The 15,063-nt window shown below is 70.5% G+C and carries 14 protein-coding genes; 8 read left to right on the top strand and 6 right to left on the bottom strand.

The annotated features are described in order from the left end of the window. Positions 1-69 precede the first annotated feature (69 nt). The 7 genes from ACFWM7_RS25000 to ACFWM7_RS24970 all read left to right on the top strand — a co-directional run bounded on the left by ACFWM7_RS25000 (position 70) and on the right by ACFWM7_RS24970 (position 6,718). A complete protein-coding gene (locus ACFWM7_RS25000; RefSeq protein ID WP_383264169.1) occupies positions 70-1,278 on the top strand; it encodes a phosphoglycerate kinase in 1,209 nt (402 codons plus the stop codon). Between the two features lie 6 nt (positions 1,279-1,284). Then, the gene (gene tpiA / locus ACFWM7_RS24995) at positions 1,285-2,061 is read left to right on the top strand and encodes a triose-phosphate isomerase (protein WP_383264166.1); all 777 of its coding nucleotides are present in this window, start codon (positions 1,285-1,287) and stop codon (positions 2,059-2,061) included. A 115-nt stretch (positions 2,062-2,176) separates the two neighbouring features. After that, a complete protein-coding gene (secG, locus tag ACFWM7_RS24990) occupies positions 2,177-2,410 on the top strand; it encodes a preprotein translocase subunit SecG (protein ID WP_010061274.1) in 234 nt (77 codons plus the stop codon). 111 nt (positions 2,411-2,521) lie between these two features. Then, positions 2,522-2,857: an RNA polymerase-binding protein RbpA gene (locus tag ACFWM7_RS24985; RefSeq protein ID WP_006123681.1), complete on the top strand. Its 336-nt coding sequence runs from the start codon at positions 2,522-2,524 to the stop codon at positions 2,855-2,857. A gap of 180 nt (positions 2,858-3,037) precedes the next feature. Next, complete coding sequence (gene pgi, locus ACFWM7_RS24980; protein WP_383264164.1) at positions 3,038-4,696, top strand: glucose-6-phosphate isomerase; 1,659 nt, start codon at positions 3,038-3,040, stop codon at positions 4,694-4,696. Positions 4,697-4,700: 4 nt separating this feature from the next. Continuing rightward, positions 4,701-5,207: a PH domain-containing protein gene (locus tag ACFWM7_RS24975; RefSeq protein WP_383264161.1), complete on the top strand. Its 507-nt coding sequence runs from the start codon at positions 4,701-4,703 to the stop codon at positions 5,205-5,207. After that, complete coding sequence (locus tag ACFWM7_RS24970; protein ID WP_383264159.1) at positions 5,204-6,718, top strand: PH domain-containing protein; 1,515 nt, start codon at positions 5,204-5,206, stop codon at positions 6,716-6,718. Before ACFWM7_RS24975 ends, ACFWM7_RS24970 begins: the two co-directional genes overlap by 4 nt. A 12-nt stretch (positions 6,719-6,730) precedes the next feature. Here the strand turns inward: ACFWM7_RS24970 and ACFWM7_RS24965 are convergent, their stop codons facing one another. The 6 genes from ACFWM7_RS24965 to tkt form a co-directional block, all read right to left on the bottom strand. Continuing rightward, entirely contained in the window at positions 6,731-7,093 is a 363-nt protein-coding gene (locus ACFWM7_RS24965; RefSeq protein ID WP_069740404.1) for a VOC family protein, read from the bottom strand. 72 nt (positions 7,094-7,165) lie between these two features. Continuing rightward, positions 7,166-7,948 carry a 6-phosphogluconolactonase gene (gene pgl, locus ACFWM7_RS24960; protein WP_383264155.1) on the bottom strand — a complete coding sequence of 261 codons (783 nt, stop codon included), beginning with the start codon at positions 7,946-7,948 and terminating at the stop codon, positions 7,166-7,168. Continuing rightward, entirely contained in the window at positions 7,945-8,985 is a 1,041-nt protein-coding gene (gene opcA / locus ACFWM7_RS24955; protein WP_383264152.1) for a glucose-6-phosphate dehydrogenase assembly protein OpcA, read from the bottom strand. The genes pgl and opcA overlap by 4 nt, the downstream gene beginning before the upstream one ends. After that, the gene (gene zwf / locus ACFWM7_RS24950) at positions 8,982-10,514 is read right to left on the bottom strand and encodes a glucose-6-phosphate dehydrogenase (RefSeq protein ID WP_383264150.1); all 1,533 of its coding nucleotides are present in this window, start codon (positions 10,512-10,514) and stop codon (positions 8,982-8,984) included. The genes opcA and zwf overlap by 4 nt, the downstream gene beginning before the upstream one ends. Before the next feature lie 5 nt (positions 10,515-10,519). Then, entirely contained in the window at positions 10,520-11,638 is a 1,119-nt protein-coding gene (gene tal, locus ACFWM7_RS24945; protein ID WP_383264148.1) for a transaldolase, read from the bottom strand. 34 nt (positions 11,639-11,672) lie between these two features. Next, positions 11,673-13,760, bottom strand: a complete 2,088-nt coding sequence (gene tkt / locus ACFWM7_RS24940) for a transketolase (protein ID WP_383264145.1) — start codon at positions 13,758-13,760, stop codon at positions 11,673-11,675. A gap of 286 nt (positions 13,761-14,046) precedes the next feature. Here tkt and ACFWM7_RS24935 point away from each other — a divergent pair, with 286 nt between their 5' ends. Further along, positions 14,047-15,000, top strand: a complete 954-nt coding sequence (locus ACFWM7_RS24935) for a heme o synthase (RefSeq protein WP_030627489.1) — start codon at positions 14,047-14,049, stop codon at positions 14,998-15,000. The last annotated feature ends 63 nt before the right edge of the window (positions 15,001-15,063 follow it).

Below are 15,063 nucleotides of genomic sequence, written 5' to 3'. Positions count from 1 at the left end.
GCGCAACGACGCGCCGGTCGAGCCTCTTAGCATGTTCATCCGTCCTTGCAAGGAGTAACGGAAGACCAGATGAAGACGATCGACGAACTTCTCGCCGAAGGGGTCGCGGGCAAGCGGGTATTCGTCCGCGCCGACCTCAACGTGCCGCTGGACGGCACCACGATCACCGACGACGGCCGTATCCGCGCCGTCGTCCCGACGATCGCCAAGCTCGCCGAGGCCGGCGCACGCGTCGTCGTCGCCTCGCACCTCGGCCGCCCCAAGGGCGCCCCGGACCCGGCGTTCTCGCTGGCGCCCGCCGCCCGCCTGGGTGAACTCCTCGGCGCCGATGTCGCCTTCGCCGCCGACACGGTCGGCGATTCCGCCCGCGCCACGGTCGCCGGACTCGCCGACGGCCAGGTCGCCGTCATCGAGAACCTCCGCTTCAACGCCGGCGAGACCTCCAAGGACGACGCCGAGCGCGGCGCCTTCGCCGACCGGCTCGCCGAGCTCGCCGACGTCTACGTGGGCGACGGCTTCGGCGCCGTCCACCGCAAGCACGCCTCGGTCTTCGACCTCCCGGCCCGGCTCCCGCACTACGCGGGCTACCTCATCGCCACCGAGGTCGGCGTCCTGAAGAAGCTCACCACCGACGTCAAGCGCCCGTACGCGGTCGTCCTCGGCGGCGCCAAGGTCTCCGACAAGCTCGGCGTGATCGACCACCTGCTGGAGCGGGCCGACCGCATCCTCATCGGCGGCGGCATGGCGTACACCTTCCTCAAGGCCCAGGGCCACGAGGTCGGCAGCTCGCTGCTCCAGGAGGACCAGATCCCCGCCGTGCAGGAGTACCTGCGCCGCGCCGAGGAGAAGGGCGTGGAGTTCGTCCTCCCCGTCGACGTCGTGGTCGCCCCGTCCTTCCCGGACCTGAAGACCAAGGCCCCGGCCCACCCCACCACCGTCGCCGCCGACGCCATGCCGGCCGGCCAGATGGGGCTGGACAACGGACCCGAGACCAACAAGCTCTACGCATCGAAGCTCGTCGACGCGGCCACCGTCTTCTGGAACGGCCCGATGGGCGTCTTCGAGCACCCCGACTTCGCCGACGGCACCCGCGCGGTCGCCCAGGCGCTCGTCGACTCCCCGGCCTTCAGCGTCGTCGGCGGTGGCGACTCCGCCGCCGCCGTCCGCATCCTGGGCTTCGACGAGAATGCTTTCGGACATATTTCGACCGGTGGCGGCGCGAGCCTCGAATACCTCGAGGGCAAGACGCTTCCCGGGCTCGCCGCACTGGAGGACTGACCTTTCATGACCACCCGCACCCCGCTGATGGCGGGCAACTGGAAGATGAACCTCAACCACCTCGAGGCCATCGCCCACGTCCAGAAGCTCTCCTTCGCGCTGGCCGACAAGGACTACGAGGACGTCGAGGTCGCCGTCCTCCCTCCCTTCACCGACCTGCGCTCCGTGCAGACCCTGGTCGACGGCGACAAGCTGAAGATCAAGTACGGCGCCCAGGACATCTCGGCGCACGACTCCGGCGCGTACACCGGTGAGATCTCCGGCCCCATGCTCGCCAAGCTGCGCTGCACCTACGTGGCCGTCGGCCACAGCGAGCGCCGCCAGTACCACGGCGAGAGCGACGAGATCTGCAACGCCAAGGTGAAGGCCGCCTATCTGAACGGCCTGACCCCGATCCTCTGCGTCGGCGAGGGCCTGGACATCCGCAAGGCCGGTGACCAGGTCTCCTACACCCTCGCGCAGCTCGACGGCGCCCTGAAGGACATCCCGGCCGAGCAGGCCGAGACCATCGTCATCGCCTACGAGCCGGTCTGGGCCATCGGGACCGGCGAGGTCGCCACCCCGGAGGACGCCCAGGAGGTCTGCGGTGCGATCCGCAGCCGCCTTGCCGAGCTGTACTCGCAGGAGCTGGCCGACGCCGTCCGCATCCAGTACGGCGGCTCCGTCAAGTCCGGCAACGTCGCCGCCATCATGGCGCAGCCCGACGTGGACGGCGCCCTGATCGGCGGTGCCGCGCTGGACGCCGACGAGTTCGTCAAGATCGTCCGCTTCCGCGACCAGTGAGTATGCGGTAGCGCCGATCCGTCGTACCCTTGCGGGGGCCGAGGGGGTGGTCACCCTCCGGCCCCCGCTGTACGTACAGGCAGTATTCGAGAAATCCGGAAAGTAGGGACCAGCCGTGATTCTGGCGTTCCAGATCGCCCTGATCGTCTTCAGCCTGCTGCTGATGCTGCTGGTGCTCATGCACAAGGGCAAGGGCGGCGGCCTCTCCGACATGTTCGGTGGCGGAATGCAGTCCTCCGTCGGTGGCTCCTCGGTCGCCGAACGTAACCTCGACCGGATCACCGTGGTGGTCGGTCTGGTCTGGTTCGCGTGCATCGTCGTCCTCGGTCTGCTCATCAAGCTCGACTGAACGACCCGTTCCGCGATTCCGGTAACGGTGTAACTCCTTCCACTGGACGCACGTTGGGCCTTACGTAGACTGAGGCATCCTTCGAGCACCATCACGCAGGGAGTTACGACCGTGGCAAGTGGCAACGCGATCCGGGGAAGCCGGGTCGGAGCGGGGCCGATGGGGGAGGCGGAGCGGGGCGAGTCCGCACCGCGCGCCCGCATCTCCTTCTGGTGCTCGAACGGGCACGAGACGCAGCCGAGCTTCGCCCATGACGCGCAGGTGCCGGACACCTGGGACTGCCCGCGCTGCGGCTTCCCGGCCGGCCAGGACAAGGACAGCCCGCCCGACCCGCCCCGTACCGAGCCGTACAAGACGCATCTGGCGTACGTACGCGAGCGGCGCAGCGACGAGGACGGCGAGGCGATCCTCGCCGAGGCACTGGCCAAACTCCGCGGCGAGATCTGACATCTCCCCGCACAGCTCCACGGAAACCCCAGTCGTTCACCGGCCGGACACCCCAGGGTGTCCGGCCGTATCGCGTTCCCGCGCCACCGCCCTCCTCCACGCCGTCTCCCTCCTCGATCAATTAGGTTGGAGGGGCAGCGGGGATGCTGATGACGAGTGAGAAGTGGGCTGATATCCCGGATGAACGCAGCAAGCCGAACCAAGCTCAACCAGACGCCCGAGTGGACGGCTCTCGCCAAGCACCGTGAGGAGCTCGGCGCACCCCAGCTGCGCGAGCTGTTCGCGCGGCAGCCGGACCGGGGCACCGCCTACACCCTGCGGGTCGGCGACCTCCACCTCGACTACTCCAAGCACCTGGTCACCGACGAGACGCTGCGCCTGCTGCGCGAGCTGGCCGCCGCCACCGGGGTCGCGGAGCTGCGGGACGCGATGTTCCGCGGCGAGAAGATCAACACCACCGAGGGCCGGGCGGTCCTGCACACCGCGCTCCGCGCCCCGCGCGACGCGGTGATCGAGGTCGACGGTGAGAACGTCGTCCCGGCCGTGCACGCCGTCCTGGACAAGATGGCCGGCTTCGCCGACAAGGTCCGCTCCGGGCAGTGGACCGGCCACACCGGCAAGCCGATCAAGAACATCGTCAACATCGGCATCGGCGGCTCCGACCTCGGCCCCGCCATGGCGTATGAGGTGCTGCGCTCCTTCACCGACCGCGACCTCACCCTCCGCTTCGTCTCCAACGTCGACGGCGCCGACCTCCACGAGGCCGTCCGCGACCTCGACCCGGCCGAGACGCTGTTCGTCATCGCCTCCAAGACGTTCACGACGATCGAGACCATCACCAACGCCACCTCCGCCCGGGACTGGCTGCTGACCGAGCTGAAGGCCGGTCAGGACGCCGTCGCGAAGCACTTCGTGGCGCTGTCGACCAACGCCGAGAAGGTCGAAGAGTTCGGCATCGACACGGCCAACATGTTCGAGTTCTGGGACTGGGTCGGCGGCCGCTACAGCTACGACTCGGCGATCGGCCTCTCGCTGATGGTCGCCATCGGCCCGGACCGCTTCCGCGAGATGCTCGACGGATTCCACCTCGTCGACGAGCACTTCCGCACCGCCCCCGCCGAGGAGAACGCCCCGCTCCTGCTGGGCCTCCTCGGCGTCTGGTACGGCAACTTCTTCGACGCCCAGTCGCACGCGGTGCTGCCCTACAGCCACTACCTGTCCAAGTTCACCGCGTATCTCCAGCAGCTCGACATGGAGTCCAACGGCAAGTCCGTCGACCGCGAGGGCGACCGCGTGGAGTGGCAGACCGGCCCGGTCGTCTGGGGCACGCCCGGCACCAACGGACAGCACGCGTACTACCAGTTGATCCACCAGGGCACCAAGCTGATCCCGGCGGACTTCATCGGCTTCGCCGCACCGGTCCACGACCTGCTGCCCGGCCTGATCGCCCAGCACGACTTGCTGATGGCCAACTTCTTCGCCCAGACCCAGGCCCTCGCCTTCGGCAAGACGCCCGAGGAGGTCCGGGCCGAAGGCGTGCCCGAGGAGCTGGTCCCGCACAAGACGTTCCGCGGCAACCACCCCACGACGACGATCCTCGCCGACAAGCTGACCCCCTCGGTCCTCGGCCAGCTCATCGCGCTGTACGAGCACAAGGTCTTCGTCCAGGGCGCCATCTGGAACATCGACTCCTTCGACCAGTGGGGCGTCGAGCTCGGCAAGGTCCTCGCCAAGAAGATCGAACCGCTGCTGACCGGTGACGGGGGAGCGGACGCCGGGCAGCTGGACAGCTCCACCGCCGCCCTGGTCGACGCCTACCGCACCCTGCGCGGGCGCTGAGCCGATGCCGCAGGGGGAGGGGGAGACGGTACGGCTGCGGCCGCCGCGCAACACGCTGAACGAGCGCGCCGTCGGCTGGTGGCGGGCCCAGTGGCTGCTGATGACCGCCGTGCCCGTCGTGCCGCTCGCGGTGCTGGGCGCGCTGATCGAGCCGGCCCGCTTCTGGCTGCTGCTGCCCGCCGCGGTCCTGGCCGCGGCGGGCACGGCGACCGCCGTCCTCTTCCCCCTGTGGTGGTTCCGCACGCACCGCTGGGAGGTCACCGAGGACGCGGTGTACGTCCTCACCGGGTTCTTCTGGCGGGAGTGGCGGATCGCCCCGATGTCCCGGATCCAGACCGTGGACACCGTACGGGGCCCGCTCGAGCAGCTCTTCCGGCTCGCCACCGTCACGGTCACCACCGCATCCGCCAAGGGCGCGGTACGGATCGAGGGCCTGGACCACGAGGTCGCCGCCGACCTCGCCCGGCAGCTCACCCGCATCACCCGTGACACCCCCGGCGACGCCACATGAGCAGCGTCGCCCCGCCCGCCGACTGGCGCCGCCTCGACCCCCGTACGGTCCTGGTCACCGCCCTCGTCGTGGCGGGGGTCGTCGCGGGCGCGGCCATCCCCGTCACGCTCGGGCTCACCCGATGGTTCGGCCTCCCGGTCGCCGTGCTCCAGGTGCTCGCCGGAGCCGTCCTGGTCATCGGGGTCGCGGCGGGCGCCGACCGGGTCCGCTGGCACCGCACCCGCTACCGCATCGGCCAGGAGCACGTCGACCTCCACACCGGGCTGCTCCTCGTCAAACGCCGCTCCCTGGCCCGGAGCCGTATCCGCACGGTCGACCTCACCGCCAACCCGATGCTGCGCCTCCTCGGCCTGGTCACCGTCCGGATCGGCACCGGGGAACAGGGCGCCGACTCCACCCTCGAACTGGACCCGGTCACCCGCGCCGAGGGCGAACGGCTCCGCCGCCTCCTCCTGGAGCGCGCCGCCACCGCACCGGCCGGCCTCCACCGCGAGGGCGAACTGGCCGTCCTCGACCCCCGTTGGATCCGTTACGCCCCGGTCTCCTTCGTCGCCCCCATGCTCGGCGGGGCCGCCGCCGGGGCCGTGATGCAGGTCAGCGAATGGGTCGGGGCGCAGGGCCAGGTCATCGAATGGGTCGGCGACCGTTTCCGGGACACCCCGCTGCTCTGGATGATCACCGCCCTGGTCCTGGCCGCCCTGGTGGCCGGCGTCGTCGGGGCGCTCGGCCTCTGGATCGAGATGTGGTGGAACTACCGGCTGGAGCGCGAGGCGGGCGGCACGCTGCGGGTGCGACGCGGGCTGTTCACCTCCCGGTCCATCTCTGTCGAGGAGGCCCGGCTGCGCGGCGTCGACCTGGTCGAGCCGCTGGGCGTACGGCTGCTCGGCGCGGCCCGTCTGGACGCCATCACCACGGGCCTCGCCAAGGACCACGAATCCAAGAACGCCGACCACAACACCCTGCTCCCGGCCGCGCCCCGGACCCGGGCCGACTCCCTCGCCGCCGACGTCCTGCGCGAGGCGGACACCCCGACCGGCGCGCCGCTCACCCCGCACCCGCGCGCCGCCCGGGCCCGCCGACTGCGCTGGTCGCTCGCAGCGGTCCTCGGCCCGGTCCTGATCCTGACCCTCCTAGGGGTCCTGCTCACGCCCGTACTGCTGTGGATCGCGCTCGGCTGCGCGGCGGTGTCCGTCCCCGTGGCGGTGGTGCTCGCCCTGGACGCGTACCGGGGCCTCGGCCACGCGCTCTCCGGGCGCTACCTGGTCACCCGCTCCGGCACGGTCCGCCGCTCCACCGCCGCCCTGGAACGGGCCGGGGTGATCGGCTGGACGGTCAAGCAGTCGGTCTTCCAGCGCCGGGCCGGGCTGCTGAGCGTCACGGCCACCACCGCCGCCGGAGGGGGCGCGTACACGGCGTACGACACCGACGCGTCCGAGGGCCTCGACTTCGCCGCCGAGGCCGTACCGGGGCTGCTGGAACCCTTTCTGGAGCGGTCTCCGAAGGGCGCTTGAGGGCGGAGGCCCTCAGCCGCCGTGCGTCGTGTCGATGACGCAGAAGCGGTTGCCCTCCGGGTCGGCGAGCACCACGAAGTCCGGGTCCGGCGGATAGAGCTCCCAGGCGACCCGCTCCGCGCCCAGCCCCATCAGCCGCTCCACCTCCGCCTCCTGCTCGTCGGAGTAGAGGTCCAGGTGGACCCGGGGGACCTCCTGCACGGGGGAGGCGGAGCGCCCCAACGCCACGCCGACGCCGGGCCCTTCGACCGGGACCAGTACCACCCAGTCGTCCGTCCCCGGCTCGCGCTCGGTGTACGTGAGCGCCGCCTTCCAGAACGCGGCGGCCCTGCTCACGTCGGTCGCGCCCATCACCACGGTTCCGATATGCACCATGGGGCGAGCCTTTCACGACGAAGACCCGGGCCGCTCGGGAAAAGCGGTCCGGGTCTTCGAGGGCGTCAACGCTCAGACGGAGGCCGGAGGGTAGAGCGCGCGCGGCAGTTGCGAGGCCGCCGCCGCGTCCAGCAGCCACAGTGTGCGGCCGCGGCCGTACGCGCCCGCCGCCGGGGCCTGGATCTCCCCGGCCCCGGACAGCGCGATGGCCGCCGCTTCCGCCTTGTCCTCGCCCGCCGCGAGCAGCCACACCTCACGCGCCGCGCGGATCGCCGGCAGCGTGAGCGAGACGCGGACCGGCGGCGGCTTGGGCGCCCCGTGCACACCGACGACGGTGCGCTCGGTCTCCCGTACCGCGGGCAGCTCCGGGAAGAGCGAGGCCACGTGCGTGTCCGGGCCTACGCCCAGCATCAGCACGTCGAACGTGGGCACCGGGCCGTGGTCCTCGGGCCCCGCGGCGGCGGCCAGGTCATCGGCGTACGCCGCTGCCGCCGCGTCCACGTCGTCGCCGTACGGGCCGTCCGACGCGGGCATCGCGTGCACCCGGGCCGGGTCCAGCTCCACCGAGTCCAGGAGCGCCTTGCGGGCCTGGGTGACATTGCGCTCCGGGTCGCCCTCGGGCAGGAACCGCTCGTCGCCCCACCACAGGTCCAGCCGCGCCCAGTCGACCGCGTCCCGGGCGGGCGCGGCGGCGAGCGCGGCCAGCAGGCCGTTGCCGTTGCGCCCGCCGGTCAGCACCACCGAGGCGTGGCCCCGGGAGGCCTGGGCGTCCACGATCTTCGTGATCAGCCGGGCCGCCGCGGCCTGCGCCATCAGCTCCTTGTCGCGGTGCACGACCAGTTGGGGGGGCGTCACTTCGAGGCCGCCTTCTTGGCCGGGGCCTTCTTCGCGGCGGGAGCCTTGGCCTCGGCGGCCTTGTCCGCCTTCTCCGCGGCGCTCGCGACCGGCGCGGCCGTGACCTCGCCACCCGCGTGCAGCTTGTCGACGCCGAACTTCACCGACGAGGCGTAGGTGTTGTCCGGGTCGAGCCGGCGCAGCTCCTCCGCCAGCAGCTCGGCGGTGTCACGGCGCTTGAGCGCCACCGCGCGGTCCGGCTGGTTCTGCATGGAGAGCGTGGCCAGCCCGCCGTCGGCCCGGTCCAGGACGATGACGCCGTTCTTCGTCTCCATCCGGACCGCGGTGAGGCCGGGCCCCTGGGAGAGCGTGCGCTCCACCGGGACGCCGAGCCGGTCCGCGAGCCACATGGCGAGCAGCTCGCAGCTCGGATTGTCGCTCTCGCCCTCGACGGTCGCGCCGATGACCTCGGCCGGCTGCTGGTCCAGGGCTGCGGCCAGCATCGAGCGCCATGGGGTGATCCGGGTCCAGGCCAGGTCCGTGTCGCCGGGGCTGTACGTCGCCGCCCGCACCGCCAGCTCGTCGAGCGGACGCTCGGCGGAGTAGGTGTCGGTGATCCGGCGCTGGGCCAGCGCCCCGAGCGGGTCCTTCGCCGGGTCGGCGGGCGCGTCCTCGGGCCACCACACCACGACCGGGGCGTCGGGGAGCAGCAGCGGCAGGACCACCGACTGGGCGTGGTTGGCCAGCTCGCCGTGGAGGCGCAGCACCACGGTCTCGCCGGTGCCCGCGTCGGAACCGACCCGGACCTCGGCGTCGAGCCGGGCGTCCCGGCGGGCGCGCGGCGAGCGGCTGAGCCGCTTGATCACCGCGATGATCCGCGAGGGGTGCTCGCGGGAGGCGTCACCGGCCGACTTGAGCGCGTCGTACGCGTTCTCCTCGTCGGTGACGATGACCAGCGTGAGCACCATGCCGATGGCGGGGGTGCCGATCGCCCGGCGGGCCGAGACCAGCGCCTGGTTGATCTTGCTGGACGTGGTTTCCGTGAGATCGATCTTCATGGCCGCCTCCAGCTCCGTCCGTCACGTGCGAGCATCTCGTCGGCCTCGGCCGGACCCCAGGTGCCGGCCGCGTACTTCGCGGGCTTGCCGTGCTTCTCCCAGTACGCCTCGATCGGGTCGAGGATGGTCCAGGAGAGTTCGACCTCCTGGTGGCGGGGGAAGAGGTTGGCGTCGCCGAGCAGGACGTCCAGGAGGAGCCGCTCGTACGCCTCCGGGCTGGACTCCGTGAACGACTCGCCGTACGCGAAGTCCATCGTGACGTCCCGGACCTCCATCGAGGTGCCGGGCACCTTGGAGCCGAAGCGCACGGTGACGCCCTCGTCCGGCTGGACCCGGATGACCAGGGCGTTGCCGCCCAGCTCCTCGGTCGCGCCCGACTCGAAGGGGAGGTACGGGGCGCGCTTGAAGACGACCGCGATCTCCGTGACCCGGCGGCCGAGCCGCTTTCCGGTCCGGAGGTAGAACGGCACGCCCGCCCAGCGGCGGTTGTTGATCGTCAGCTTGATCGCCGCGTAGGTGTCGGTCGTCGACTTGGGGTCGATGCCTTCCTCCTCGCAGTAGCCGAGGACCTCCTGGCCGCCCTGCCAGGCGTGCTCGTACTGGGCGCGCACGGTGTGCTGCCCGAGGTCCTCGGGCAGCTCGACGGCGGTGAGGACCTTGAGCTTCTCGGCGACCAGGGCCTTCGGGTGGAAGGAGCCGGGCTCCTCCATCGCGGTCAGCGCCAGCAACTGGAGCAGGTGGTTCTGGATGACGTCACGGGCGGCGCCGATGCCGTCGTAGTAGCCGGCGCGGCCGCCGATGCCGATGTCCTCGGCCATCGTGATCTGTACGTGGTCGACGTAGGACCGGTTCCAGATCGGCTCCCACATCGTGTTGGCGAACCGCAGCGCCAGGATGTTCTGGACCGTCTCCTTCCCCAGGTAGTGGTCGATCCGGAAGACCTCGTTGGGCGGGAAGACGTCGTGCACGAGCTGGTTGAGCTCCTGCGCGCTGGCCAGGTCGTGCCCGAACGGCTTCTCGATGACGGCCCGTCGCCAGGAGCCCTCCTTCTGGTCGGCCAGGCCGTGCTTCTTCAGCTGCTGGACGACCTTGGGGAAGAACTTCGGCGGCACGGAGAGGTAGAAGGCGAAGTTGCCGCCCGTCCCCTGTGCCTTGTCGAGCTCCTGGATGGTGGCCTTGAGCGTCTCGAACGCCTCGTCGTCGTCGAAGTTGCCCTGGACGAAGCGCATCCCCTGGATGAGCTGCTGCCAGACCTCCTCGCGGAACGGCGTACGGGCGTGCTCCTTGACGGCGTCGTGGACGACCTGGGCGAAGTCCTCGTCCTCCCAGTCGCGGCGCGCGAAGCCGATGAGCGAGAAGCCCGGCGGCAGCAGGCCGCGATTGGCCAGGTCGTAGACAGCGGGCATCAGCTTTTTACGGGACAAATCGCCCGTGACGCCAAAGATGACCAGGCCCGACGGCCCCGCGATACGCGGGAGCCGACGGTCCTGGGCGTCACGGAGCGGGTTGGCTCCGGGAACACCAGACAAAATGGTCAGCCCTTCGAGGGGGCGAGGCGCGAAAGCTCCGCCTCGGTCGACTTGAGCAGGTCGTTCCAGGACGCCTCGAACTTCTCGACGCCCTCGTCCTCCAGCAGCTGTACGACCTCGTCGTACGAGATGCCGAGCTTCTTGATGGCGTCCAGGTCGGCGCGCGCCTGGTCGTAGCCGCCGGCGACGGTGTTGCCGGTGATCTCGCCGTGGTCGGCCACCGCCTCCAGCGTCGCCTCCGGCATGGTGTTCACCGTGTTCGGCGCCACCAGGTCATCGACGTACAGCGTGTCCTTGAGCTCCGGGTCCTTGACGCCGGTCGAGGCCCACAGCGGACGCTGCTTGTTGGCCTGCGCCTTGTCCAGGGCCGCCCAGCGGTCGCCCGAGAAGACCTCCTCGTACGCCTCGTAGGCCAGCCGTGCGTTGGCCAGGGCGGACTTGCCCTTGGCGGCCTTCGCCTCGTCGGAGCCGAGCGCGTCCAGACGCTTGTCGACCTCGGTGTCCACGCGGGACACGAAGAACGACGCCACCGAGTGGATCTTGGAGAGGTCCAGGCCCGCGGCCTTCGCCTTCTCCAGGCCCGCCAGGTAGGCGTCCATGACCGCGCGGTAGCGCTCCAGCGAGAAGATCAGCGTCACGTTGACGCTGATGCCCCGGCCGATCGTCTCGGTGATCGCCGGGAGGCCCGCCTTGGTGGCCGGGATCTTGATGAGCGTGTTCGGCCGGTCGACCAGCCAGGCCAGCTGCTTGGCCTCGGCGACGGTGGCCAGGGTGTTGTGGGCCAGGCGCGGGTCCACCTCGATGGAGACCCGGCCGTCCTGGCCGTCCGTGGCGTCGAAGACCGGGCGCAGGATGTCGGCGGCGTCGCGGACGTCCGCCGTCGTGATCATGCGGACCGCTTCCTCGACGGTGACCTTGCGGGCGGCGAGGTCGGTGAGCTGCTGCTCGTAACCATCGCCCTGCGAGATCGCCTTCTGGAAGATCGACGGGTTGGTGGTGACGCCGACGACATGGCTCTGGTCGATCAGCTCGGCCAGGTTGCCGGACGTGATCCGCTTGCGCGACAGGTCGTCGAGCCAGATCGCCACGCCCTCGTCGGAGAGGCGCTTGAGTGCGTCTGTCATGAGTTGCATCTCCTACTAGTCGTATCTACCGGCGTCAGCGCGTGGCCGCGGCGAGGGATTCCCGCGCGGCGGAAGCCACGTTCTCGGCGGTGAAGCCGAACTCCTGGAACAGCACCTTCGCGTCGGCCGAGGCCCCGAAGTGCTCCAGCGAGACGATCCGGCCGACGTCGCCCACGTACCGGTACCAGGTCAGGCCGATGCCCGCCTCGACGGCGACGCGAGCCTTGACCGAGGGCGGGAGCACGCTCTCCTTGTAACCCTGATCCTGCTCCTCGAACCACTCGACCGACGGCATCGAGACCACCCGGGTCGGCACCCCGGCCGCCTGGAGCTGCTCGCGCGCCTCGACGGCGACGTGGACCTCGGAACCGGTCGCGATGAGCAGCACCTGCGGCTCGCCACCTTCGGCCTCGAACAGGACGTAACCGCCCTTGGCCGCGTTCTCGTTCGCCTCGTACGTCGGCACGCCCTGGCGGGTCAGCGCCAGACCGTGCGGGGCGCCCTTGCCGAACACCTTGGTGTAGCGGCGCAGGATCTCGCGCCAGGCGATGGCGGTCTCGTTGGCGTCGGCCGGGCGCACGATGTTCAGGCCCGGGATGGCGCGCAGCGCGGCCAGGTGCTCGACCGGCTGGTGGGTCGGGCCGTCCTCGCCGAGGCCGATCGAGTCGTGCGTCCACACGTACGTCACCGGCAGGTGCATCAGCGCGGAGAGCCGCACCGCGTTGCGCATGTAGTCGGAGAACACCAGGAAGGTGCCGCCGTAGATGCGGGTGTTGCCGTGCAGCGCGATGCCGTTCATCGCGGCGGCCATCGCGTGCTCGCGGATGCCGAAGTGGATCGTCCGGCCGTACGGGTCGGCCTCCGGCAGCGGGTTGCCCGCCGGGAGGAACGACGACGTCTTGTCGATCGTCGTGTTGTTCGAGCCGGCGAGGTCGGCGGAACCGCCCCACAGCTCGGGCACGATCTCACCGAGCGCCTGGAGCACCTTGCCGGAGGCGGCACGGGTGGCCAGACCCTTGCCGGGCTCGAAGACGGGAAGCTTCTCCTCCCAGCCCTCGGGCAGCTCGCCCGCGGCGATCCGGTCGAAGGAGGCGGCGCGCTCCGGGTTGGCCGTGCGCCACGCGGCGAACGACTTGTCCCACTCCGCGCGGGCCTCGCGGCCGCGGTCCAGGGCCTCGCGGGTGTGGCCGATGACCTCGTCGGAGACCTCGAAGGTCTGCTCCGGGTCGAAGCCGAGGATCCGCTTGGTCGCCGCGACCTCGTCGTCGCCGAGCGCAGAGCCGTGCGCGGCCTCGGTGTTCTGGGCGTTCGGGGCGGGCCAGGCGATGATCGAGCGGGCCGCGATGAACGAGGGGCGCTCGGTCTCGGCCTTGGCCGCCTGCAGCGCCGCGTACAGACCCGCCGGGTCCAGGTCACCGCTCGGCAGCTGGTCGACACGCTGCACGTGCCAGCCGTACGCCTCGTACCGCTTGATGGTGTCCTCGGAGACCGCGGTCTCCGTGTCGCCCTCGATGGAGATGTGGTTGTCGTCCCAGAGCAGGACCAGGTTGCCCAGCTTCTGGTGCCCGGCCAGCGAGGACGCCTCGGCCGAGATGCCCTCCTGGAGGCAGCCGTCACCCGCGACGACCCACACCATGTGGTCGAACGGGGAGGTGCCGGGGGCCGCCTCGGGGTCGAAGAGGCCGCGCTCGTAGCGGGCGGCCATCGCCATGCCCACGGCGTTGGCGACACCCTGGCCCAGCGGGCCCGTCGTCGTCTCGACACCGGTGGTGTGGCCGTACTCCGGGTGGCCCGGGGTCTTGGAGCCCCAGGTGCGGAAGGCCTTGAGGTCGTCCAGCTCCAGGCCGTAGCCGGCCAGGTAGAGCTGGATGTAGAGCGTCAGGCTGGAGTGGCCGGCGGAGAGGACGAACCGGTCGCGACCGGTCCACTCGGCGTCCGCGGGGTCGTGCCGCATCACCTTCTGGAAGAGGGTGTACGCGGCAGGAGCCAGGCTCATCGCCGTGCCCGGGTGGCCGTTTCCGACTTTCTGTACGGCGTCCGCGGCGAGGACGCGGGCGGTGTCCACGGCCCGCTGGTCCACATCGGTCCACTGGAGGTCTGTGGTGGTCGGCTTGATGCTCACCCTGAGTCAGGGCTCCTCTCCACTGTCGTAAACCGGTGACTGTTACCGCACCGGGCGCTGTCGAGCCTACCCCCGTTGCCGGGCGCACTTTCCGTGCACTTTCCAGGGTGTGGGCGACCCGTGGAGTTCGCCTCCCGGCGGAATGCGCATCCGGCGAACAGTCACCCTCAACACGACCCCACCCCCGCGAAGGGCGGTGTATCCCCAACGTCTAGAGTGGTCGAGTTCGCGCAAGTCTTCACAAGGGCCTCCATGCCCGGAGCTTGCTGGGATTTCTCTGTCAGGGGTGTGCGTGACGGCCGTCGAGTCCCGACCCGCAGGGGTCGCCTTGACTCCCAGCCCAGGGGGCCATCGCCCGTTCGGGGCCCGCGTCAAGGCATTCGTGGCGCTTACCAAGCCACGGATCATCGAGCTGCTGCTCATCACCACCGTTCCGGTGATGTTCCTCGCTGCCCAGGGTGTACCCGACCTGTGGCTCGTTCTCACGACCACCATCGGGGGATACCTCTCCGCGGGCGGCGCCAACGCGCTCAACATGTACATCGACCGGGACATCGACGCGCTGATGGACCGTACGTCCCAGCGCCCGCTGGTCACGGGCATGGTCAGCCCCCGCGAATGCCTGGCCTTCGGCATCGGCCTCGCGGTGTTCTCCACGCTCTGGTTCGGGCTGCTCGTCAACTGGCTCTCGGCCGCTCTCGCGCTCGGTGCGCTGCTCTTCTACGTCGTCGTCTACACGATGCTGTTGAAGCGCCGCACCTCCCAGAACATCGTCTGGGGCGGTATCGCGGGCTGCATGCCGGTCCTCATCGGCTGGTCGGCCGTCACGAACACGGTCTCCTGGGCCGCCGTCATCCTCTTCGCCGTCATCTTCTTCTGGACGCCGCCGCACTACTGGCCGCTGTCGATGAAGGTCAAGGACGACTACGCCCGGGTCGGCGTCCCGATGCTCCCGGTCGTCGCCTCCAACCGGGTGGTCGCCAAGCAGATCGTCCTCTACAGCTGGGTGATGGTCGCGGTCTCGCTGCTGCTCACCCCGCTCGGCTACACCGGCTGGTTCTACACCGCGGTGGCGCTGCTGTCCGGCGGCGCCTGGCTCTGGGAGGCCCACGGCCTGCAGAACCGGGCCAAGGCCGGGGTGACCGGGGCCAAGCTCAAGGAGATGCGGCTCTTCCACTGGTCCATCACCTACGTCTCCCTCCTCTTCCTCGCCGTCGCGGTGGACCCCTTCCTCCGCTAGCTCTTTCCCCGACGGGCGGGTCGCGTGGCCCAGGCCCCGCGGCCCCCCCCGCGCCAGGTGGTC

Source organism: Streptomyces sp. NPDC058375 (assembly GCF_042723425.1).
GTDB lineage: Bacteria > Actinomycetota > Actinomycetes > Streptomycetales > Streptomycetaceae > Streptomyces > Streptomyces durocortorensis.
This window is presented reverse-complemented; position numbering and strand designations above follow the sequence as displayed.